At 46.1% G+C, this 21946-nt stretch carries 26 protein-coding genes; 7 read left to right on the forward strand and 19 right to left on the reverse strand.

Annotated elements, in window-relative coordinates:
* Nucleotides 1-26: 26 nt before the first annotated feature.
* On the forward strand, nucleotides 27-527 hold the full coding sequence (locus tag H4O27_RS02580; protein ID WP_165008515.1) for a DUF4334 domain-containing protein: 501 nt from the start codon (nucleotides 27-29) through the stop codon (nucleotides 525-527).
* Between the two features lie 118 nt (nucleotides 528-645).
* On the opposite strand, the gene H4O27_RS02585 is transcribed toward H4O27_RS02580, so the two are convergent.
* The 3 genes from H4O27_RS02585 to H4O27_RS02595 form a co-directional block, all read right to left on the reverse strand.
* Nucleotides 646-1638, reverse strand: coding sequence for an alpha/beta hydrolase (locus H4O27_RS02585; protein WP_226883420.1), 993 nt, complete (start codon nucleotides 1636-1638; stop codon nucleotides 646-648).
* Between the two features lie 102 nt (nucleotides 1639-1740).
* Entirely contained in the window at nucleotides 1741-2172 is a 432-nt protein-coding gene (locus H4O27_RS02590) for a cyclophilin-like fold protein (RefSeq protein ID WP_206224748.1), read from the reverse strand.
* Nucleotides 2173-2181: 9 nt separating this feature from the next.
* Nucleotides 2182-2739 (reverse strand): sugar O-acetyltransferase, encoded by a 558-nt coding sequence (locus H4O27_RS02595; protein ID WP_165008512.1) that lies wholly within the window; start codon nucleotides 2737-2739, stop codon nucleotides 2182-2184.
* Nucleotides 2740-3046: 307 nt separating this feature from the next.
* Here H4O27_RS02595 and H4O27_RS02600 point away from each other — a divergent pair, with 307 nt between their 5' ends.
* Nucleotides 3047-4675, forward strand: coding sequence for an RNA/DNA-binding domain-containing protein (locus H4O27_RS02600; RefSeq protein ID WP_165008510.1), 1629 nt, complete (start codon nucleotides 3047-3049; stop codon nucleotides 4673-4675).
* A gap of 130 nt (nucleotides 4676-4805) precedes the next feature.
* Nucleotides 4806-5684 carry a LysR family transcriptional regulator gene (locus H4O27_RS02605; RefSeq protein ID WP_165008509.1) on the forward strand — a complete coding sequence of 293 codons (879 nt, stop codon included), beginning with the start codon at nucleotides 4806-4808 and terminating at the stop codon, nucleotides 5682-5684.
* Nucleotides 5685-5770: 86 nt separating this feature from the next.
* On the opposite strand, the gene H4O27_RS02610 is transcribed toward H4O27_RS02605, so the two are convergent.
* Entirely contained in the window at nucleotides 5771-6208 is a 438-nt protein-coding gene (locus H4O27_RS02610) for a nuclear transport factor 2 family protein (RefSeq protein WP_165008507.1), read from the reverse strand.
* Nucleotides 6209-6358: 150 nt separating this feature from the next.
* A complete protein-coding gene (locus tag H4O27_RS02615; RefSeq protein WP_165008505.1) occupies nucleotides 6359-6940 on the reverse strand; it encodes an NAD(P)H-binding protein in 582 nt (193 codons plus the stop codon).
* A 112-nt stretch (nucleotides 6941-7052) separates the two neighbouring features.
* On the opposite strand from H4O27_RS02615, the gene H4O27_RS02620 reads away from it, so the two are divergent.
* Nucleotides 7053-7946, forward strand: coding sequence for a LysR family transcriptional regulator (locus tag H4O27_RS02620; protein WP_165008503.1), 894 nt, complete (start codon nucleotides 7053-7055; stop codon nucleotides 7944-7946).
* Between the two features lie 109 nt (nucleotides 7947-8055).
* Here the strand turns inward: H4O27_RS02620 and H4O27_RS02625 are convergent, their stop codons facing one another.
* The 4 genes from H4O27_RS02625 to H4O27_RS02640 form a co-directional block, all read right to left on the reverse strand.
* Nucleotides 8056-8802, reverse strand: a complete 747-nt coding sequence (locus H4O27_RS02625) for an SDR family oxidoreductase (RefSeq protein ID WP_165008501.1) — start codon at nucleotides 8800-8802, stop codon at nucleotides 8056-8058.
* 98 nt (nucleotides 8803-8900) lie between these two features.
* A complete protein-coding gene (locus tag H4O27_RS02630; RefSeq protein WP_165008499.1) occupies nucleotides 8901-9452 on the reverse strand; it encodes an NAD(P)H-dependent oxidoreductase in 552 nt (183 codons plus the stop codon).
* A gap of 9 nt (nucleotides 9453-9461) precedes the next feature.
* Entirely contained in the window at nucleotides 9462-9740 is a 279-nt protein-coding gene (locus H4O27_RS02635) for a YciI family protein (RefSeq protein WP_165008497.1), read from the reverse strand.
* 9 nt (nucleotides 9741-9749) lie between these two features.
* Nucleotides 9750-10469 (reverse strand): putative quinol monooxygenase, encoded by a 720-nt coding sequence (locus H4O27_RS02640; RefSeq protein WP_165008496.1) that lies wholly within the window; start codon nucleotides 10467-10469, stop codon nucleotides 9750-9752.
* 112 nt (nucleotides 10470-10581) lie between these two features.
* Between H4O27_RS02640 and H4O27_RS02645 the strand changes: the two genes are divergently transcribed.
* Nucleotides 10582-11487, forward strand: a complete 906-nt coding sequence (locus H4O27_RS02645; RefSeq protein ID WP_165008494.1) for a LysR substrate-binding domain-containing protein — start codon at nucleotides 10582-10584, stop codon at nucleotides 11485-11487.
* Nucleotides 11488-11562: 75 nt separating this feature from the next.
* Here the strand turns inward: H4O27_RS02645 and H4O27_RS02650 are convergent, their stop codons facing one another.
* Nucleotides 11563-13368 (reverse strand): monovalent cation:proton antiporter-2 (CPA2) family protein, encoded by a 1806-nt coding sequence (locus tag H4O27_RS02650; RefSeq protein ID WP_165008493.1) that lies wholly within the window; start codon nucleotides 13366-13368, stop codon nucleotides 11563-11565.
* A gap of 268 nt (nucleotides 13369-13636) precedes the next feature.
* Here H4O27_RS02650 and H4O27_RS02655 point away from each other — a divergent pair, with 268 nt between their 5' ends.
* On the forward strand, nucleotides 13637-13969 hold the full coding sequence (locus H4O27_RS02655; RefSeq protein WP_165008491.1) for a DMT family transporter: 333 nt from the start codon (nucleotides 13637-13639) through the stop codon (nucleotides 13967-13969).
* A gap of 104 nt (nucleotides 13970-14073) precedes the next feature.
* On the opposite strand, the gene H4O27_RS02660 is transcribed toward H4O27_RS02655, so the two are convergent.
* The 5 genes from H4O27_RS02660 to H4O27_RS02680 all read right to left on the reverse strand — a co-directional run bounded on the left by H4O27_RS02660 (nucleotide 14074) and on the right by H4O27_RS02680 (nucleotide 17822).
* The gene (locus H4O27_RS02660; RefSeq protein ID WP_165008489.1) at nucleotides 14074-15114 is read right to left on the reverse strand and encodes an LLM class flavin-dependent oxidoreductase; all 1041 of its coding nucleotides are present in this window, start codon (nucleotides 15112-15114) and stop codon (nucleotides 14074-14076) included.
* Between the two features lie 153 nt (nucleotides 15115-15267).
* Entirely contained in the window at nucleotides 15268-15597 is a 330-nt protein-coding gene (locus tag H4O27_RS02665; protein ID WP_165008487.1) for a thioredoxin family protein, read from the reverse strand.
* Between the two features lie 10 nt (nucleotides 15598-15607).
* Complete coding sequence (locus H4O27_RS02670) at nucleotides 15608-16396, reverse strand: SDR family NAD(P)-dependent oxidoreductase (RefSeq protein WP_165008485.1); 789 nt, start codon at nucleotides 16394-16396, stop codon at nucleotides 15608-15610.
* Nucleotides 16397-16649: 253 nt separating this feature from the next.
* Nucleotides 16650-17522, reverse strand: coding sequence for a pirin family protein (locus H4O27_RS02675; protein WP_165008540.1), 873 nt, complete (start codon nucleotides 17520-17522; stop codon nucleotides 16650-16652).
* Nucleotides 17523-17588: 66 nt separating this feature from the next.
* Nucleotides 17589-17822, reverse strand: coding sequence for a DUF896 domain-containing protein (locus H4O27_RS02680; protein ID WP_165008483.1), 234 nt, complete (start codon nucleotides 17820-17822; stop codon nucleotides 17589-17591).
* Nucleotides 17823-18045: 223 nt separating this feature from the next.
* On the opposite strand from H4O27_RS02680, the gene H4O27_RS02685 reads away from it, so the two are divergent.
* Nucleotides 18046-18402: a winged helix-turn-helix transcriptional regulator gene (locus H4O27_RS02685; protein ID WP_165008481.1), complete on the forward strand. Its 357-nt coding sequence runs from the start codon at nucleotides 18046-18048 to the stop codon at nucleotides 18400-18402.
* A gap of 300 nt (nucleotides 18403-18702) precedes the next feature.
* Here the strand turns inward: H4O27_RS02685 and H4O27_RS02690 are convergent, their stop codons facing one another.
* The 4 genes from H4O27_RS02690 to H4O27_RS02705 all read right to left on the reverse strand — a co-directional run bounded on the left by H4O27_RS02690 (nucleotide 18703) and on the right by H4O27_RS02705 (nucleotide 21803).
* Nucleotides 18703-19134: a GNAT family N-acetyltransferase gene (locus H4O27_RS02690; RefSeq protein WP_165008479.1), complete on the reverse strand. Its 432-nt coding sequence runs from the start codon at nucleotides 19132-19134 to the stop codon at nucleotides 18703-18705.
* Nucleotides 19135-19339: 205 nt separating this feature from the next.
* A complete protein-coding gene (locus H4O27_RS02695; RefSeq protein ID WP_165008477.1) occupies nucleotides 19340-20128 on the reverse strand; it encodes an SDR family NAD(P)-dependent oxidoreductase in 789 nt (262 codons plus the stop codon).
* 109 nt (nucleotides 20129-20237) lie between these two features.
* A complete protein-coding gene (locus tag H4O27_RS02700; protein ID WP_165008475.1) occupies nucleotides 20238-21128 on the reverse strand; it encodes a glutathione S-transferase C-terminal domain-containing protein in 891 nt (296 codons plus the stop codon).
* A gap of 60 nt (nucleotides 21129-21188) precedes the next feature.
* Entirely contained in the window at nucleotides 21189-21803 is a 615-nt protein-coding gene (locus H4O27_RS02705) for a glutathione S-transferase family protein (protein WP_165008473.1), read from the reverse strand.
* Nucleotides 21804-21946 lie beyond the last annotated feature (143 nt).

Here is a 21946-nt window from a genome sequence, read left to right on the forward strand (position 1 = left end):
ACAACAGCAAATAAGCGAGTAAAACGATGAACTTAAAGCAAGAATTTGAGCAATTAAAAGCCCAAAACCATTTTGAAGATGAAACCATTTTAATGAATTTCTTTGATAAATTACCGCCAGTTGGCGTGGACGAAATTTTAGCAAAATGGCAAGGCGGTGATTTTGATACTGGACACTGGGGAACGCCTGAACTGAAAAAACAAAAATGGTTTGGTAAATGGTTCCGTTCTCAATTAGATGGCTCACCATTAGTTTGCTATAACGATGAAGGCAAATTATATGCCAATCAACTTATGAACGGGGAATGTTCATTGTGGATGATTGAATTTCGTGGCAAAGTGTCCGCTACGATGGTTTACGATGGCGCACCGATTTTTGACCATTTCCGCAAAGTGGACGATAACACATTGATGGGGGTGATGAATGGCAAATCGCCAGCAGGATTCCCCGCTGTGGCGGAAAACGGCAAGTATTATTATTTCTTCTTAGAACGCATTGCTGATTTCCCTGCTGAATTTGTTCGCTAAACTTAAAAGACAGCGACAAGCGGTCGAATTTTGGGGATTTTTTGCAAAAATGCCGTCTGAAATTGGATTTTCAGACGGCATTTATCATTTCAAAAACTTTCAAAAACCCACCCGTTCTTTACTTCAAATTCTCCCTAAAAAACGCGGCCAATTTATCAAACGGGATTTTGCTGGTGTTATCGTACAAATCCACGTGGTTGGCATTTGGGATAATCAGCAGTTCTTTGTTACTGCCGGTGAGTTTTTTAAACGCATCTTCGGAAAAATAGCGGGAATGGGCGTTTTCACCGTGGATCATCAATACGGGGGATTGGATTTCGTTGCTGTAGTTTAGTAGCGGCATATTGGCGAATGAATAAGCGTTGGTTGCTGTCCACGCGCCGTTTGAATTGATGCTGCGTGGGTGGAAACCGCGTGGGGTTTTGTAGTATTGCCAGTAATCTTGCACAAACTGCGGTTCATCGCCGTTTAGTTTTTCAGGCAGGCGGACGCTGCTTTCTGCGGGCGTGCCGTTTTGGGCGTCTTTGGTGCGTTGGTTGCCAATCTCTTGACGCATGGCGTAACGCTGTGCGGGCGTGGTGCTGTCGTTGTAGCCGTTTGCCATCACACGTGCCATGTCGTACATGGTGCTGGCAACGGTGGCTTTGATGCGCGGGTCGGCAGCGGCGGCGTTGAGTGCCATGCCGCCCCAACCGCAAATGCCTAAAATGCCGATATTACCGCCGTCCACGCCGTCTAGATTGGCAAGAAAATCCACGGCAGCGGAAAAGTCTTCGGTGTTAATGTCAGGCGAAGCGACATTTCTCGGCAAGCCGCCGCTTTCGCCCGTGTAAGACGGGTCAAAGGCAAGGGTAACAAAGCCGCGTTCGGCTAAGGTTTGGGCATATAAGCCTGAAGATTGCTCTTTTACCGCACCGAACGGACCACTTACCGCAATCGCTGGCAGTTTGCCTTGGGCGTGTTTCGGCATATATAAATCGGCGACCAAGGTAATACCGTAGCGGTTGGTAAAATGCACTTTGCGGTGCGTAACTTTATCCGATTGAGCAAATACTTTGTCCCATTGTTGGGTGATGGTCAGCGTTTGGGCGGGGATTTTGATTTGAGTCATTGGACTTTCCTTTGCATATAAAGTGGAACTGAACGCCATCGCCATTGCAGCGACAAGCGTGTTTGTTATCAAGGTTTTCTTCATTATTTTGCTTTCCTTTCTTTATTTAAGGCTAAAACCAACCGTTGCCATTCCTGTGCCTAAGGCGTTTTTGAGTTGCTCGGTGTGGGTAATTTTGCCGATACGGGTATAACGGTAAGGCGTGGAAAAACTTTCATAAAACACCACCAGCGTATCGCCCTGATACAGCAATATATCGCCTGCTTCAATCCGCCCGACCGCTTGATCGTTGCGTGGCAACGCGTGGGGCAGGGCAGCGTATTTTTCGTTGCGGTGTAAATCCGTCATTGTTAGCGTTAGCGGTAGGTATTTTTTAAATTCGGCGGTAGTTGGGTTGTCCTCTAATTTAGCGTCAAACTGTTGGTTGCCTATTTGAATGTGCATCATTGCTCCTTGTGCTGTTGTGGTTTGGGGTTGTGCTTGGGTGCAAGCGGCGAAGATTAAGCCAAATAGGGCGAGAGTGAGTTTTTTCATTGTGCTGCCTTACAGTTGTTTGACAATTTTTGCCGGTACGCCGGCGACTACGCAGTTTGGCGGTACGTCTTTATTCACCACCGCGCCCGCCGCCACTATCGCATTTTCGCCCACGGTAACGCCCGGTAAAACTGTCGCATTTGCGCCGATCCACGCATTGCGTTTAATGTGAACAGGGGCAAGTAACACACCGTGGCGTTCGGCGGGATCTAGCGGGTGATTAACGCTGATGATGTTGGCGCGGGGAGCGATCTGCACGCCGTCTTCAATCACAATGCCGCCCAAATCGGTAAACATCACGCCTACATTGATAAATATATTTTTGCCAAGTGAAATATGGCGACCAAAATCGCTGTAAAGCGGTGTATTAAACACCACGCTTTCATCTACGTTTTCACCGATAATTTCGCCCAGCAAGGCACGGCGTGCATCGGGTTCGTGATAATTCTGATTTAAGCGGGCAAGCCGTTCGCTGTTTTCTGCCACGATGTGATGAATTTCATCAAAAAGCGGGCTGTTGCGTGGGATAAATCCTTGTTGCGCTGGTTGGGATAATGCGTATTTCATTAGTTTCGTTTTCCTAAATAACAAAATTGACCAGCGATCTACTTTGATCAATTTTTTGCAAATTTCTGATATAACACCCATTATAAAAAACGCCAGATACAATGATAATACATAAAATTTGCATAAGATTTATTTGCTCAGGTTCTAAATCAATGTTTAAATTTTAATCTAGAAAATTCGCTATAAATTGTCTAGAATATGACTAAATACGGTTAAATTTATACAATCATTTTCTTTATATCTTTATAGAACAATGAGTTAGGTTGTCTAGAATCAGGAATTTAGACGAAATGTAGATAGGATTTATATGAATGCCAATATAAAACTGAAGCAATTGTTATCTGCGACTGAAAACGAGATTATTGAGTTTAAAGAAGCCAAAACACAATTCGATAAACGTAAATTGGGAAAGTATTTTTCAGCGTTAAGTAATGAAGCCAATTTGCAAGGCTTGCCAAATGCGTGGTTGGTGTTTGGGGTAAATGACCACAAACAGATTGTCGGTACACAATGTTATTCAACACAATTAGATATCAATGAAATTAAAAAGGAAATTACCGACAAAACAGGTGTTGGATTTATTGAAATTCATCAGGTAATTCATCCTAATGGAAGAGTGTTATTATTAGAAATTCCAGCAGCACCGCAGGGGATGCCTGTAGCCTATGATGGGCATTTTTACGGGCGGAGTGGCGAATCTTTAGGGGCGTTGGCATTGTCTGAATTGGAACGAATTCGCCATCAGACCCAGATGGATTGGAGTATCGGTATTGTTCCTGAAGCGACTTTTGATGATTTAGATCCACAAGCGATTTTGGTTGCTCGGCAAAAATTTAGTCTGAAAAATCCCAAGCTGGCACAAGAGTTACAACATTGGGATGACATTACCTTTTTAAACAAAGCTAAAATTACCATCAACAATAAAATTACTCGCACCGCACTATTATTGTTGGGTAAAAGCGAATCGGCATATTTACTTAACCCAGCAAGCAGTCAGATTACCTGGATTTTAAAAGATCGAAATGGCATTGAAAAAGATTATCAACATTTTGAATGTCCGCTGTTGCTAAATGTGGACAAGGTTTTCGCTAAAATTCGCCGAATTACTTACCGATATATTCGAGAAGATAATCTTTTTCCTGAAGAGGTGGAACAATACGCTACCTATATTATTCGTGAAGCCTTACATAATGCTATCGCCCATCAAGATTACACACTTGGCGGAAAAATTAGTTTGATTGAATTTGAAGATGATCGCTTAGTTTTTTGTAATGCAGGGCATTTTATTCCTGAAAGCGTTGAAAATGTGATTCAGTCGGATGCCCCTGAAATCCGTTATCGTAATCGCTTTCTTGCCGATGCAATGGTTAATTTAAATATGATAGACACCATTGGCAGTGGTATTAGAAAGATGTTTTTATTACAAAAAGAACGTTTTTTCCCTTTACCTGAATATGATCTGAGTCATAACCGTGTGCAAGTTACCATTATCGGTAGAGTATTAGACATTAACTATGCCCGTCAATTGGCTCAAATGCCTGATTTAACCCTTGAACAAATTATGCTACTAGATAGGGTGCAAAAAAAGAAAACGCTTACTAATGAACAGGCAAAATACTTAAAGCAGCATAGATTGATTGAAGGCAGAAAACCGAATTATTATTTATCTAAAATGGTTGCACAATCAACTGGAGAAACTGGGCAATACATCCGCAATAGGGCTTTTCACGATCAATTCTATAAACAGAAAATTCTCAATTACCTTGAACAGTTTGGTTCGGCAAAGCGAGAACAAATCAATGAGTTGCTTGTGCCACATTTGCCTGATGTGCTGGATGCACAGCAAAAATACAATAAAGTCAAAAACTTATTACAGGCTTTAAAGGCGGATGGGACAATTCGTGTTCACCAACGTCTATGGTACTTGTCTAAATAGACAAGATAAAAGAAAAAATTAGACAAAATCAACCCCAAAATTTTACAAAAACATAGATAAAACAATTGGTTATGATTTGTCTAAATTTGATATAGAGAAAACAGACTATCCTAAATTAGACAAAATTACAATGCCAACTAACTACAACGACCTTTACGCCTTTCTTGCCGTGGCAAAATCAGGCAGTTTTACTCAAGCGGCGAATGGGCTGGGGATTTCGCAATCGGCACTCAGTCGCACGGTGAAATTGTTGGAACAACGGCTCGGCGTGCAACTGTTTCACCGCACCACTCGCAGTCTGTCGCTGACTCATTCAGGCGAACAGCTGTTTGCCGTTGCCGAGCAAAGTTTTGAGCGATTGGATCGGCAACTGACGATGCTTGGGCATTTGAGCGATACGCCGTCTGGCTTGGTGCGGATTACCGCCAGTCAATACGCCATTGATAAGGTGTTGTTGCCGAAACTGGCAGGCTTTAAAACCGATTATCCGCAAATCCAGCTTGAGCTGATCAGCGATACGGCACTCACCAACATCATCAGCGAACGCTTTGATGCGGGCGTGCGTTTTGGCGATGTGGTGGCGGAAGGAATGATTGCGGTGCGGATCGGCGATGATGAGAAAATGGCGGTGGTCGGCTCACCTGATTATTTCCACGCCTACGGTTTCCCCAAAACGCCTGACGATTTACGCCACCATCAATGTATCGGCTACCGTTACGCCAGCGGAGCGATGTATGACTGGGATTTGGTGCAAGACGGCAAACCGATTCAAATTAAAACGCAGGGGCAATGGACGTTTTCCAACGATTATTCCATTCGGGATGCGGCAAAGCGTGGGCTGGGTTTGGGCTATGTGCCACAAGATATGGTGGAAGGCGAACTGGCTCGGGGCGAGCTTATTCAGGTGTTGCAACCCTTTAGCCATACGTTCACTGGCTTTCACCTGTATTACCCACACCGCAATGTGTCTTATGCCTTAAGGTGCGTGATTGATTATTTGAAGGTGTAGCTGGTGTAAAATGCCGTCTGAAAATGTACGCTTGTCTTTCAGACGGCATTTGTCAGCAAAAAACTCTAAAAAAACCGCCCGCTCTTTTACATTTCCGCCTGTTCGCTCACCATAAAATGAGCAATGCGGCGGCTGATTAGCCAGTTGCCGTTGTGTTTTTGATAGCTGTCTTGATAACGCACGCTGTGGGTATGCACGATATTTTGGCCGTCTTTGCTTTCTACCAGTTTGACTAAGCAATAGTTAATGGCGTCGGCACGGTTTTCAGCGGTAAAGGTAACGGTATGCTGTCCGTTGAGATGGTAAACCGTGTGGAAATTTGCCAAAAAATTGCTAAAAACCCGCTCGATTTCGGCTCGTCCTGTCATATCGGCGAACAGTTCGCCGCCGATATAGGTGGTTACGCGGGCGTCTTCGGTGAATAAGGGCATTTGTTCGGCGACTTTTTTCTCGTCTGCGAGATTGGAAAAAGTGTCCACCAAATCTTTTAATGCCAAACGATCTTGAATGTGTTGAAGGTTCATTTTTACTCCTTAATAGATAGTTTGATGTGATTGTGTTGGCAAAATCTTTACTTCAGATGGACGGGAAATACTACCCGAAGTAAATGATTTTGCGTTGATGCAAGCGGTTTTTTTGTTTAAACCTGCAAAATGTCGTCTGAAAGTCGGGGGCTACACTTTGCCAATTCCCAAACTTTGTCCGCTATAACGCTCTGGATCGGCGATAATTTTGCTGATTAAATCGGCAATACTGCGTTTGGAGACTTGCGAACCTTGAAACGGCTCGCCTTTTTGTGTCAGTTGGTAATCAATTTCAGGGCTGTTGGTAAACCACGCCGGGCGGATCAGAGTGTACGCCAAACCGCTGTTTTCCACGATGGCAGCCGAGCGTTTATAGGGCTGCAAAATCACCCCGTGATCTTCGCCTGTTTCGTTGTAAATGCCCATTGAACTGATCCAAATCAAGCGTTTTACACCGCTTTTTTCCATCGCTTTGACGACATTGTCCGCCATTGGCTCAAGGTTGCCGGCAAGGTTGGCATAGACCAAATCTTGTCCTGCCATTGCCGAACATAATGCGTCAAAATCCAATACATCGCCTTTGACAATCCGCACATTCGGGGCGGCAAATTCTGCCAAAGGTTCGCTACGACGGGCAAATAAGGTGAGATGAATATCTGGTTTGGCAAGTAATACAGGGATCACTTGACGAGCCAAACCGCCCGTTGCTCCTAAAATTAAGATGTTTTTCATTCGTTTTCCTTTGTTGTTTGACGATGGGGTTATTCTAAACTAAGTGATTTCATTTGATTAGTAGGGTAAAATTGCATAGGTTTATGAATAAAATTCATCAATGGAAATAGCGATGTCTGAAAATTTAAACGATTTACGCACTTTTTTATTGGTCGCCGAAACAGGCAGTTTTACCAAAGCGGCGGCACAGCTTGGTGTATCGCAATCGGCGTTAAGCCACGCCGTTCGTGGCTTGGAAACACGGCTGGGGGTGAAGTTGCTCAACCGCACCACCCGCAATGTGTCCACGACGGCAGCTGGCGAGCAGTTGCAACAGCGGTTACGCCCACTGTTTGACGATATTGACGAACAGCTCAACGCCCTTGGCACTTTTCGCAACAGCCTAAGCGGAACATTGCGGATCAACAGCACAGAACACGCCTTAAGCACGGTGTTATGGCAGAAATTTCAACAGTTTATGCACCGCTACCCCGATATACAGCTTGAGCTGACCTGCGAAACCCGCTTTACCAACATTGTGGCGGAACGTTTTGATGCGGGTATTCGGCTGGGCGATGATGTGGAAAAAGATATGATTGCGGTGCGAGTGTCGGACGATTTGCGAATGTGCGTGGCGGCAAGTCCTGCTTATCTGGCAAGGCACGGCACGCCAAAAACACCGTTTGAGCTGACCGAACACCAATGCGGTGCAATGCGACTGATGACGCTCGGTAACTTGCTGGTGTGGGAATTTGCCGATCCGCTGAATAAAGGCAAGGTGGTTAAGGTGCAACCGCAAGGACAATTTATCGCCAATCAAACCAATCTGTTGGTGCAATTTGACTTAGCCGATTTGGGGCTGATTTGGATACCCACCGACAGCATTCAGGCACAATTAGCGGACGGGCGTTTGCTAACTGTGCTGGACGATTGGGCGATGGTTTATCAAGGCTACCATCTCTATTACCCTTCCCGCCGTGCCGACTCGCCGATATTTCAAGCCTTGGTCAAATCGTTGAAAGTGTAACAAGCGGGTGGGTTTTGGGGGATTTTTTGCAAAAATGCCGTCTGAAAATTCCCTTTCAGACGGTATTTATCATTTAAAAAACTTTCAAAAAATTAAGCGGGGTTTTTAGTTAAAACTCTTGCTTAGTTGGGCGGATAGTAATCTCGTTAATCGCTACATCTGCTGGTTGTTCAAGGGCGTAGATGACGGCACGGGCGATGCTGTCGGGGGTGATTTCGTTTTGTTGGTAGAACTGTTCCATTGCTTCACGGGCTTGACCGTGTTGAATGCTTTGGGTCAGTTCGGTTTGGATTGCCCCTGGGTAGAGCGTGGTAACGCGAATGTTGTCGCCCGCCACTTCTTCCCGCAAGCCTTCGGCAATGGTTTTCACGGCAAATTTTGTCGCTGAATAAACCGTGCCGACCCCGCTGGCGACTTTTAATCCCGCAACAGACGATAAGTTGATAATGTGTCCGCTTTGCTGGGCTTTCATCGTTGGCAATACGGACGCAATGCCGTAAAGCACGCCTTTGATGTTGACATCAATCAATTTGTCCCATTCATCCACTCGGCAATCACTCATCGGTGCCATTGGCATAATGCCTGCGTTGTTAATCAGCACGTCAATGCGTCCGAAGGTGGTAAGGGCTTGTTGGGCTAAATGTTCCATTTCGCAGTGGCGACTGACATCGGTGGCGACCGCAATGGCTTGTCCGCCGTTAGCTTGAATATCGGCAACTAAGGTTTCAAGGCGATCTAAACGGCGGGCGGCTAATACCAATTTTGCCCCTTTCGGTGCAAGATGGCGAGCCATTGCTTCGCCTAGCCCACTGGACGCGCCAGTAATGATGATAACCTTATCTTGAATGTGGTTCATTGTTTATCCTTCTTATCAAAACTCTTAAAAAACCGCCCGCTCTTTTTGTGCAAGCGGTCTAAAATCGGCAATTTTCTGCAACGTCGTTTTCAACGACCTTATTTTTCCAACGCCTGCAACTGTGCAATCACTCGCTCCGCGTGTTGCTCGGCTTGGCTACGTTGGGCGTCAAGGGCGTTTTGGTCGGTGCGGGCAATGTAGCTAATCCCGTGGGTGTAAACAGACGGTAACCATTCTAAGTTGCATAATTTGGCAGTGCTTTTGAGCGGTAGTAATAAGTCGTCAATGTTGCCCATTGCATCCGCTATATAGGCTTGTTCGGGGGCGCCAGTGGTGAATGAGAGCAACAGTTTTTTCCCGCCCAGTTTGGCGGTTGAGCCGTGGGCAAAGCCGTGCAGGAATACGTCATCAAGATATTTTTTCAGCAATGCTGGCAAGCTGTACCAGTAAAACGGGAATTGCCACACAATCACATCGGCGTTTAATAAGGCTTGTTGTTCGCTTGCCACATCAATAGCGTTCTCGCTGTAAAGAGTATCCAGACGGCGGATTTCGGCATTTGGTAAGCCTTCGGCTAAACGGTTCAAAATGGCTTGATTGGCAACGGATTGTGCTAAATTTGGGTGTCCAGAAATAATTAAGATGTTCATGGTTACTCCTTAAACGTTGAGAATATCGGCGGAAATTTTGCCGACGTGGAATGCTTGAATATCGCACTGGGCAACGCCGTGGATCATATAAGGATCTTGGGCAAGCAGAGCGTGCAAGTTGGCTTCGCTTTCCGCTTTGGCGATAATCAGCCCGCCAGCACTGGCTTCAAAGCGTCCGAACAGCAAAAATGTGCCTTGCTCAAAATGGCGGTTGAGAAAATCTAAGTGGGCTTGGCGGTATTGATCCGCGGTTTCGCTTGGGGTTACGCTTACATTGATTAAAAACATCTTTACTCCTTATTGTTGGATAAACGTTAAATTGCCTTTGCTCCCCAGTGTGTTTGGGGTGAGTTCAAACAGTTGTTTGTCGCTCAACATACTTTTGGTTTGGCTTAAATAATCTTGAAACCACGCCGTTTGGCGGTGTTGCTGATAGGCATCGGCGTTGCGGTAAAGCTCAAAAAATAGCCACTGATTCGCCTGCTCGGCATTGGTAACCGCATACATCGCCAGTACGCCCGCTTCGTTAGCCATAGTTTGTTGCATTTCATTCAACACAATTTGGCGGAAGGCTTGATTATGCTCGGGCTTTACTGTGATTTTGGCGAATTTCACCAGTACGCCCTTTGCCTGCAATAGCTCGGCTAAATCCGCCCGCTCGACGATAAATTGCGGGGCGGTTTCCCATATTTGCTTCGGCTTGACCGCTTTTTTCGCCAGTGCCAGATAGTTTAAAAATTGTGGCGAACGGCGGTGTATTTGGTAGGCGTTGTCATCTTGATAAATCTCCAATACATATTGCGTTTGCGGATTGTCTGCCAACTGCGCCGAATACATTGCCAGCGTGCCTTTTTCATTGGTGATAGACGTTTTAATGTTGTGCTGTCCGACTTGCTGAAACTCGGTAAGATGTGTTGTATCCAACTGCATTTCAAAAATTCGCAAAATCGGTGTCGCTTGTGCGATTTGTGCAAGGGATAAACTGCCAGCGAGCAGTAAAGTTTGCCATTTTTTCATTTTTTCTCTCTTTGCGTGAAATTTTGGGCGTAGTATAACCAATACATTTACCCTTGATAAGACAAAGAATAGCTAATACACTATTAGTTAAAAGCTAATAATTGGAGCAAAAATGAATAGTGCATTGTATGGTTATTTACGCATTTTTCACGCTATCGCCACAGAAGGGAGCATTGTCGGCGCATCAAAACACCTACAAATTAGTTCACCGTCGGTCAGCACGGCATTGAAATCCTTAGAACAGCAACTTGGCTTGCCGTTATTTCACCGCACGACCCGTCATATTGAGCTGACGGACGCGGGTAAAAAGCTGTTTGACGATACTCAACAGGCAATGCAACGCCTAAGCAATGCCGTGGACGATGTGAAACAGTTGCAACAAGCACCGAGTGGTAACTTGCGGATCACGCTTTCCCGTTTTGCTTTTGGGCTGATTATCCAGCCTTATTACGCCGAATTTTGTCGCCGTTATCCCCATATTCAACTGGAAATTTCTATCAATGACGCCACCATAGACATTATTCAACAGGGGTTTGATTTTGGTATCCGTTTCGGCGATAAACTGGCGGATAATATGATTGCTCGTTGTCTGTTGCCAAGTTTTAAGCTCGGTTTATACGCCAACGCGGATTATCTCGCCAATCACGGCACGCCTAACAGCCTGCCAGAACTCGCTCAACACCGTTTTATCAGCTTCCGCCTAAAGACGGCAAACCGTGTGTTGCCGTTGGTGATGATGCAAGATGGGCATCCGCTGAATATAGAAATGGAAAATGGATTGATTACTAACGATATTGATGTCGTCATGGATGCTATCCGCCAAGGGATCGGTATTGGGCAAATGTTTGAGCCTGTCATTGCTCTACAAGCCGATAAAGCGTGCTTTATTCCATTGCTTGGCGATCACTGGCAAAGCTATCCGCCCGTTTATCTCTATTACCCCAAAGATAGCCAAAAAGCCAAACGCATTCAGGTTTTTGTTGAATTTTTACAGGAAAAGCTAGGGCAAGTAGGGTGAAATTGTAGATTTTCCGAAAAAATGCCGTCTGAAAATCGGTTTCAGACGGCATTAACGATTGTTTGGCAATTCAACCTACTTCTCTTCTGCCAAAATCTGCTGGACGGCAAGGGCGATTTGTTCGTCTTGTTCTATGGCGAGTTTGTTCATCGCGTCGTTTTGGTAGGCGGCGATGTTTGGATCGTACACGTCCGCCATCAGCTTGACATTGTGGCGGTCAATGCCGAAGAACATATCGCCGATTTCGTGTACTTTATCCCGCTCTATGCCCAGTGCCTGCAAGGCTTGTTTGCCGGTGCGGAGGGCGGAGTCGAAGGTTTCCCGTATTTGCACGTCCGCCCCCGCTTGTGCCAATTCAAAGACGTGATGGCGGTCGTGGGCTCTGGCGATGATTTTGGTGTGCGGATTAACCATTCGCACGTGATGGGCGATTTTGGTGGCTTTTGCCACATCGTCAATGGCGATAATCACCAGTTTGGCATTTTGCACGCCTGCGGTTTTGAGCAAATCAGGGTGGGACGCGTCGCCGTAATAGCTTTTCATTCCGATTTTTTTCAGTCCGTCTACTAAGGTCGGGTTTTTGTCGATAATCGTGGCGTTAAAGCCTGCCGCTCGCAGCAGTTTGCTGACAATCTGCCCGTATCGTCCGATACCAATGAGCAAAATCGCATTTTGTTCGTCAATGGTATCGGCGGCACGCTCGCCGGTGTTGGCAAAGCGTGGTGCGATAAATTTGTTATGGATAATCATAAACAGCGGCGTTAATGCCATCGACAGCACCACAATCGCCGTCATATTGGCGTGAACTTCTTGGCTGATTACACCTTGTGCGGTGGCAGCGGCGAACAGTACAAAGGCGAACTCGCCCCCTTGAGCCATCACCACAGCACGATCAAGGGCATCGGCATTGTTTGAACCAGTCAGACGAGCCACGATAAAGATAACCAAGCCTTTGACCAACATCATCGCAAACACGGCGGACACAATCACCACCCAGTTGCTGATAACGTGGGCAAGGTTTAAGCTCATACCCACGCCAAGGAAAAACAAGCCCAATAACAAGCCTTTAAACGGATCAATATCCACTTCCAACTGATGGCGGAAACTGGAATTAGACAGCAATACGCCTGCCAAAAACGCCCCCATCGCCATAGACAAACCGCTGGCTTCCATCAATAACGCCGACCCCAGCACCACAAACAGGGCAACGGCAGTCATCAGCTCACGGATTTTGGTGTTGGCGATAATGCGAAACAGCGGATTAAGCAACCAAACGCCAGCCACCACCAGTGCCACTACCGCCCCTAAAGCCGTGCCGATGTGCTGCCACAGCGGGGTATCGTTTACCTGCCCCGTTTCGGGAGCTAAGAATGCCACCAACGCCAGCAACGGCACAATCAGCAAATCTTCAAACAACAGCACCGCAATAATCCGCCGTCCCCGCTCGCTGGTCATCTCGCCCCGTTCCGCCAAGGTTTGCATCACAATCGCCGTGGATGTCAGCACAAAGCCCGACGCAGCAATAAAGGAAAACTGCAACGAAAAACCATAGAGCATAGACACCGCCGTCAAGCCGGCAATGGCGGTGAGAATCTGCATACTGCCCATACCGAAAATATATTTACGCAAGCCCCATAAGTGCTTCGGTTGCATTTCCAGCCCAACCAAAAACAGGAACATCACCACGCCGAGTTCTGCCAAATGGATAATGGCCTCGGCATCGTTAAACAGACCCAAACCAAAAGGCCCGATGGCAAGCCCTGCGGCAAAATAGCCCAGCACCGCCCCCAAGCCTAAGCGTTTAAAAATCGGCACGGCAACCACTGCCGCCCCCAACAGCGTAACCACGCTGACCAATTGACTTGCACCTTCTACGGCCATTATTCCTCCGACAAATAAAAAAGAAAGGCAAAAAATGCCCAAAATGAATTTTTCAACATGAATTTAAAACGGCGGATTTCGCCGTATCCGCCAAACGGCATCTATTCGGTTTGACGAACTATATTGCCCCGTATTTTACTTGAAAACGCAGTAAAAATCTCTGAATTGCCACGAAAATCCGACAAAAATCAAGACTGATTAAACAATGCTTTTTTGTTAAAATAACCGCCCGTTCCAAGCATTTCATTCTGACTAAGGAAAACGATTTATGAACCCGTGGATTTTATTAGCAGCTGCAATTGTTTCCGAAGTTATCGGCACAAGTAGCTTAAAAGCCAGCGAAGGCTTTACCAAACCGCTGTATGCAGGGATTGCCATCGTTGCCTTTGTCGTTGCCTTGTATTTAATGTCGATAATTACCCGCACCTTGCCGCTCGGGCTTGTGTACGCCATCTGGTCGGGTGTAGGCATTGTGCTGACCGCCATTGTCGCCTTCTTTGCTTTCGGGCAAAAACCCGATCTTGCCGGACTTATCGGCATGGCGATGATTATCGGCGGCGTGCTGGTGATTAACCTGTTTTCCCAGTCGTCCGCCCATTGATAAGCGCTTAGACCCGCCGATTTGGGCAAAGGCCGTCTGAAAACCGATTGGGAACTTTCAGACGGCATTTACAAAACGCTACGCTTTGAGTTTGTTTTCACATCTTAGTTCATCTCATCAACCACTTCTTTTAACAAAGTATAAGAATAAGCCTGTTTGTCTTCATCAAAGATAAAACTTTGGGCGATGATTTCGTCAAATTCCACTTGTGTCCGCAGGGCGTGTAGCTGGGCTTTGACGCTCGCCTTTGTGCCTTTGAGCGTGCAACCGGTCATTTTATCCACCAAACGGCGATAACTGTTATGCTGACCCAGCTCGCTAATATCCACAGGGCCAAAATGAACGGAGCGGTTGGAACTAATGATTTCGTCCCACAGGGCATCATCGGATTTTGCCGGCGGTTGCAGTTTATTTTGGGCGTTAGTAACCACATTCAAATAAAACTGGCTTTGCGTGGTCGCCAGGCTCTCGGCTTCTTCATCGCTGTCGGCGACAATCGCATTTACCCCCACGATCACATAAGGCTTGGCTAGATATTGGCTCGGTTTGAAATGCTGACGGTAAATTTTCACCGCATCAACCAACATCGCCGGGGCAAAATGCGAGGCAAAAGCGTAGGGCAAACCAAGTTCTGCCGCCAAATAGGCGCTTTCGGTGCTTGAGCCGAGAATATAAAACGGCACATCTACGTTTTTGGCAGGATAGGCATTGACTTCTGCTGTGCCGTCAAAATAGCTTCGCAGTTCGGCGATTTCTTGCCTAAAATCACCGTGCTGGCGACCTTTTCGCAAGGCAAAGGCGGTCAGCCCGTCAGTGCCGGGGGCTCGCCCCAGTCCCAGTTCCACACGCTCTGGGAAAATGGTTGCCAGCGTGCCGTATTGCTCCGCCACCACATAAGGACTGTGGTTGGGCAACATCACGCCACCTGAGCCTACTTTGAGCGTTTGCGTGTTGGCAAGGGTGTGCATAATCAACAGCTGGGTGGACGAACTCGCCAGATTTTGCATATTGTGATGTTCGGCGATCCACATTCGCTCAATGCCGATTTTTTCCAAATGTTGGGCAAGTTTGATGTGCGATGCAATGGCATCTTGGGCATTTTGCCCTTCACGGATAGGCACAAGATTTAAAGCGGATAATTTCATAGCGTTCTCCAAATCGGTATTTTGATAGCGTTTATTATAGGACGAACCTGATCCAAAACCTTGCTTAAAATAAGCGGATTTTTGCCTAATTTGCCAAATGATAAAACAAAGCCAGATTTGGCTATTTCAAATCTGGGCTTTGCGTGATTTACCTTAAGCGGCAAGGGCGTGCTTGATCAATTTTTCAATTTCGGATTTCGGTCTGGCACCTTCGCTGCGTAGCAACATTTTGCCATTTTTAAATGCCATCAGTTGTGGCACGGCACGAATGTTGTAGTTGGCCGCAGTGTGTCCGGATTGAAATACATTGACTTTAACCACTCGCAGTTTGCCGGCATATTCATCGGACAGCTCATCCAAAGACGATGAAATGGCATTGCAAGGCGGACAACCGTCGGCATAAAAATCCACCAAAACAGGCAGTTGGCTATTCAGCACGGCTTTTTCAAAACCTTCGTCATTGGTATAAATTACTTGGCTCATAAACACCCCCTTAGCCTGCTTTACGGCTAGCCATCAAACCGCCGTCCACATCCCAGATGGCACCTGTGATCCAGCTTGCCTGTTCTGACAACAAAAAGGCGATGGTTTGTGCCACTTCTTCTGGCTGACCATTGCGACCGAGCGGGTGGATTTTGGCAAACGCCGCCATTGCCCCTTTGATCTGCTCATCGTCCATAATGCGAGAAAGCAAGCGGGTTTCCATCATCGCTGGGGCGACCGAATTGACACGGATATTGTGGGCGGCAAGTTCGGCCGCTGCGTGTTTGGTTAAAGTATCCAAGCCGATTTTTGCCATTGAATAAGCCGCCATCGGCGTGCCTTCCAGCGGCAGGCGAGAAAGCACCGCAGAGATATTCACGATTGATCCTGACTTGCCACGGGCGATCAGATTTTTTGCTACCGCTTGCGTGATAAAGAAAATCGCACGGTTAAAATCAAGGAAATTATCATAATCTTGACGGCTATGATCAACAAAGTTTACTGGATAAAAAATCCCAGCCGAGTTTAGCAATAAATCAATATCGCTATGCTCATCAGTAATTTGCGTAATCAGTTTTTCCACTTCGGCAAAATTTGTCAAATTCGCCGAATAGGCAAAGGCGTTATCATTGCCGGCAATCGCCGCTAATTTTTGGCGTGCATCTTCGGCTTTTTGCGGATTACTGCCCACAACCACCACGCTACCGCCTTGCCGAGCAATCAGCTCCGCTGTGGCAAAACCCACGCCAGCAGTACCGCCGAGCACTAATAATTTACGATTTGCAAAAGATTTGTTCATTATCATTACCTCATCAGTTAAGCACAAATGTGCGTTTTGTTTGTGAGTATATGATAGGGGATTTGTGGCGGGATTACTTGCCAAAACCAGCAGAAAAATTGCCTAATTTGATAAGTTGCTCTTAAAAGCTTTTAAAAAAACCGCCTGCTTTTTTTGTACAAGCGGTCAAAAATCACCAATTTTCTGCAAACTTCTACAAAAATGCCGTCTGAAATTCTTTTTCAGACGGCCTCTTTGATTTTGGCAAATCACTTTAATCGATTTTGCCGAATTTTCCGCTTTGGAAATCGCTGAAGGCTTGGCGGATTTCTTCGGCGGTGTTCATCACGAATGGACCGTAGCCGACAACGGGTTCGTCAATCGGAATACCGGAAAGCAGTAAGATTTTGACTTCTTCACTACCGACTTTGATGTGTATGTCGCCACCGGTTTTTTCAAAACTCACCAACTGTCCTGCCGTTGCCTGTTCTTTATCGTTAAAGACAGCATTGCCCCGCAGGACGACCACAGACAGGTTGTGGGTTTCGGGTATTGCCAATACAGCGTCTTTACCGGCGTGAATGACACCATCCCACACGTTCATTTCGGTAAAGGTGTCGGCCGCACCTTTTACACCGTCTTTTTCGCCTGCAATCAGACGCAAGTAGCCTGATTGGTCGGGCAATCCGACAATGGGAATGTTTGCTTTGGCAAGATGTTGGTAGCGTGGCGGTGTATTTTTGTCTTTGGCTGGAAGATTTACCCAAAGCTGCACCATTTCAAAAAGCCCGCCTTTTTTGCTGAAGTTTTCAGAGTGGAACTCTTCGTGGATAATGCCCGAGCCTGCGGTCATCCATTGCACATCACCTTCATAAATGATTCCGCCACCACCACTGGAGTCACGGTGTGCTACTTCGCCGTGATAGGCGATGGTTACGGTTTCAAAACCTTTGTGCGGATGTTGTCCGACACCCCGTGGGCTGCGTGCTTCGTTGGGTGCAAATTGGTAAGGTGCGGCGTAATCAAGCATCAGAAACGGATTGGTACCTCTATCGTCTGCCATATGGGAGAAGAGCGGTTGGACGAGAAAGCCGTCGCCGACCCAATGTTTGCTGTTGGCTTGGTAGATTTGTTTAACGTTGCGCATCATCATATTCCTTCTTTTGAGGCCGTCTGAAATTGTTCAGACGACGATAATCTATATTTGATTGGGTTACTGTATCTGCATTCCGGCGGCTTGCGCACGGCGGAGTTTGGCGGGGGTAATGTCGTTGCCTTCGCTGTCCACTACGCTGACGACCGATAGAATGTTGGTCATTTGTCCGAGAATCTGTTTCAAATAGATTTGGCGCAGTTGTTCCCGTTCGGTAAGTTCGGCGGCGGTAAGACCTGTGGTTTGGTGTTTTCGCGCCAGTTCGTTGATGCAGTCTAATTCTTGGATACGCATGATGTCTCCTGTTTTGCTTGTGGGCGTTGTGTTGATGGATGTATTATATGGGGAACGTATTTTTTTACAAGTACGCACATTTTTTATACTGTTAAAAATATAGTGGATTAAAATAAGAAAGGTGCAAGGCGACTACGCCCGCCGTGTACAAGTAGTACATAAGGACGTAGGCAACGAATCAGATTTCTTATTTGAATTCACTATAGAATGTTTGGAGGAAACGATGTCGGAAACAGAATACGAACACAGTGCTTGCGCCCCTGTTGTTAACACTTTGAATATAATCGGCGGGAAATGGAAGGTATTGATTTTATATTATTTGAGCAGAGATACCCGCCGCTTCAACGAATTGCAGCGGCTGCTTGCCGGCATTACCCAGCGTATGCTGACATTGCAGCTGCGTGAGTTGGAAAACGATGGGATTGTTCATCGGGAAGTGTATCCGCAAATTCCGCCTAAAGTGGAGTATTCGCTGACCGAATTCGGCAAAACGCTGATGCCGGTAATCGAGGCAATGCACGTTTGGGGCGGGCAGTATGCGGCGGAATGTATAAAGCATAAAAAGCCGTTGCAGGAATGAGTTGTTTTCAGACGACCTTTAACGACATAGTGAATTTGCTTTAAAAACAGGACAAGGCAAGCCGTAACAAACCGCAGTCGGAAAAGTAGAAAAAACCGCCTGCTCTTTTTCTGCAAGCGGTTTGATTTTTTAGATTTTTGGCAAAAATACCGTGCGAAACCTAAATTTTACACGGTTTTATCATTCAAAAAACTTTCAAAAAATTACTCACAATCGCAAAAGCGATTGTTCGCTACTTAGTAGCCGTTGGCAAAGCCAACGTTCAAAAAACTTTGTTTTTTGTGAGCGGGGTTTGGGGCTTTATAGGTTTAAGATCATCTGAACATGCGGTATGCCATCTTCCAAGAATTCTTCCGAGCAGACACTAAAACCTTCTCGCTCATAATAGCCGACCACATAGCTTTGTGCTTCAATATAAATCTGCTTTGGTGCAAAGCGTTTTTGAATTTGGTGAATGCCTTCTTTTAAAATTTTCCCGCCTAAGCCCGTTCCACGTTGCACGGTCAGCACTCTGCCCATATGCACGAGATCGGCGTCTTTGGCAAAAGCACGCAAATATGCCACAACTTGCCCATTTTGCTCATAAAAAATATGTAGGCTCGCATAATCTTTATCGTCCATATCCTGATAAACGCAGTTTTGTTCAAGGACAAATATCGCACTACGTGCTTTTAAAATTTCATATAGCTCTGTTGTGGTGAGTTCGTGAAAGAATTTCGCTTTGATTTCCATTGGTTATATCTCTTTTAACGCGTGCTTATTTTTGAATTTATATCATATCAGTTTGTAGCTACAATAAGCCAATCTAAGCAAAAACTCTCAAAAAACCGCCTGCTCTTTTTGTGCAAGCGGTCAAAAATCGCCAATTTTCTGTAAACTTCTACAAAAATGCCGTCTGAAAACTGACTTTCAAACGGCATTATTTTATGCGATGAACTTAATTCCCTTGTTTACGCTGTGCCATTGCACCGCCGTCCACGTCCCAGATTGCCCCTGTTACCCACGATGTTTTGTCCGATAACAAGAACACAATGGTTTCGGCGACATCTTGCGGTGTGCCGTTGCGACCGAGCGGATGGAAATTTTTGAAACTCTCTAAGGTGTCGTTCACCTGTTCGGCACTGGCGAATTTTTCAAAAATTTTAGTTTCAATCATCGCTGGGGCGACCGAATTGACACGGATATTATGGGCGGCAAGTTCGGCGGCAGCGTGTTTGGTCAAGGTGTCCAAGCCGATTTTCGCCATTGAGTAGGCGGACGCTGGCACGGTATCAATCGGCAGGCGAGCTGGCACAGCGGTTACATTAACAAAAGATCCGCCACGCTTTTTCGCCACTAAGTTTTTCGCCACCGCTTGAGTGATGAAAAAGGTTGCACGGTTTAAGTCCAAGAATTTATCGTAATCGGCACGGCTGTGTTCCAAAAAGGTGATGGGGAAATACACGCCGGCGGAATTGACCAGCAAATCAATGTCGCTGTGGTTTTGGTTTAACTCGGCGATCAAATTTTCCACGCTGGCAAAATCGGTCAAATCGGCGGTTAGGGCAAAGGCTTTGTCATCGCCTGCGATTTTTGCCAAGTCTTGACGAGCGGTTTCGGCTTTGGCAGGGTTACTGCCGACAATCACCACCGAGCCACCTTGTTCGGCAACCATTTTGGCGGTTTCAAAACCGATACCGCTTGAGCCACCGACCACGAGTAATTTATGTTGTTCAAATGCTTTCATTTTTTACCTTCTATTTGCTATGGTTAATCAATACGCTTAATTGCGTTAAGTGTGCTTATTATAGTGAGCGTTGTTCGCCGTTGTTTGCCTAAAACACGCAAATTCTTGCCTAATTTGATAAATCTGCTTTTAGCCAAGGCAACACAGGTTTTGGCACGTTGTCAGGGCTTAGTCCGCCACTGTTCACATAATAAAATTGCATTGTAAAATCTATATCCACCGTTGCCTGAATGCGTGGATCGGCATATAACGCCAACATATAGCGATACAGATGTTGAAAGTCGGCAAGCGGTTTTAAGTTTGTGCGGAACAAATCGGCATACACCGCTTCAAAGCGGATCAAGGTTGGAAACAGCCAAAAATCCGACAGCGTAATCTGCTCGCCAAATAAATAGCGTTGCTCGGCTAGGCGTTGATCCAGCTTGCTTAGGCTTTGGAACAATTCTTGCAACTGTTTTTGGTATTTTTCTGGCGTATCGGCATAGCCCACTTGATAGACTTTGCGGTTAATTTTCACATCCAGCCAATCGTTTAGTTTGGCAATCTCATTGCGTAAATGAGATGGAATTAAATCCGCTGGATTATTGCCCAATTCGGCAAATTTCTCGGCAATCTCCCACGCCATTTCCCCTGAATTATGGCTGGCAATGGTTTGGGTTTGCTTGTCCCACAATAACGGCACGCTGGCTCGCCCTGAAAAATCGGCTTTGCCTTTTAAATAAACATCACGCAAAAAGGGCAAATGGTTGGCGGTATCGTAAAAATCTTTGTTAAACGCCAAGCCGTCTGCGGTCATTATTGGGGCGGTGCTGGACGCTGAAATCACATCGGTCAGCCCCAAATAATGGCGAACCAAATTCGCACGGTGTGCAAAAGGGCAACCGTAGGCAAAATAAAAATGATAGCGGTCTTTTTCGGCGATTAACGGCTGTGCGATTTGATCAACCTGCTCCAACTGCACATCGTCGCCTTGCCATTGACCTTTATTCAAAACACCCATTTTTTCTCCTTATATGGACGGCATCGCCAACGTCGGCAATGCCGTATCACGGTGAAGCGGTTATAATTTATGCAACTCTAATGCACCAACTCGGCTTTCTGCTCGTTGATAAGTGTCGCTTTGTTCCACTTGACTGACAAAGCGAGCGATGTTTGGATAGGCTTGCTCTGGCAACATAAAAATCGCCACTTGCAGCGGAAAACTCATCATAATATCAGCACCAGTGAGTTGCTCGCCGCAGAACCATTTTTTATCGGCAAGATATTGCTCAATATAATCAAGGTGCAAGGCAACCTGACCGTTGATATAGTCGGCTTTGTTGCTGTCGCCTGCGACCAGTTTGAGCGTAAAATTCGGCATAATTGAGCCTTCGGCGTAGTGTATCCACTGTTTATACTGGGCGTAATCGGCGTAATTCTCGGCAGGCAAAAATCTGCCGTTGCCGTAGCGTTTGATCAGGTATTCCACGATCGCACCGCTTTCGGCTAGCACCAAATCACCATCGGTTAAAATCGGCGACTTGCCCAATGGGTGCAAGGTTTTAAAAATCGCCGGTGCGGCACGAGTTATCGGCTCACGCTCAAAGTTTTTCACTTCATACGGCACGCCCAACTCTTCAAGCAGCCACACGATACGCTGTGAACGGGATTGTTTAAGAGAATAAATCGTAATCATAATTTTGTCCTTTTGGTTTGGGTTAATGGCGATATTATAGGCAAAACCAGCGGCAAATCTTTGCCTAAAATACGCAGATTATTGCCTAATTTGATAAATGAGGTTGGGGGAGGGGTGGGGAATTTTGGAAGTTTGCAAATAAT

This window comes from Neisseria yangbaofengii, from assembly GCF_014898075.1.
In the GTDB taxonomy this organism is placed as follows: domain Bacteria; phylum Pseudomonadota; class Gammaproteobacteria; order Burkholderiales; family Neisseriaceae; genus Neisseria; species Neisseria yangbaofengii.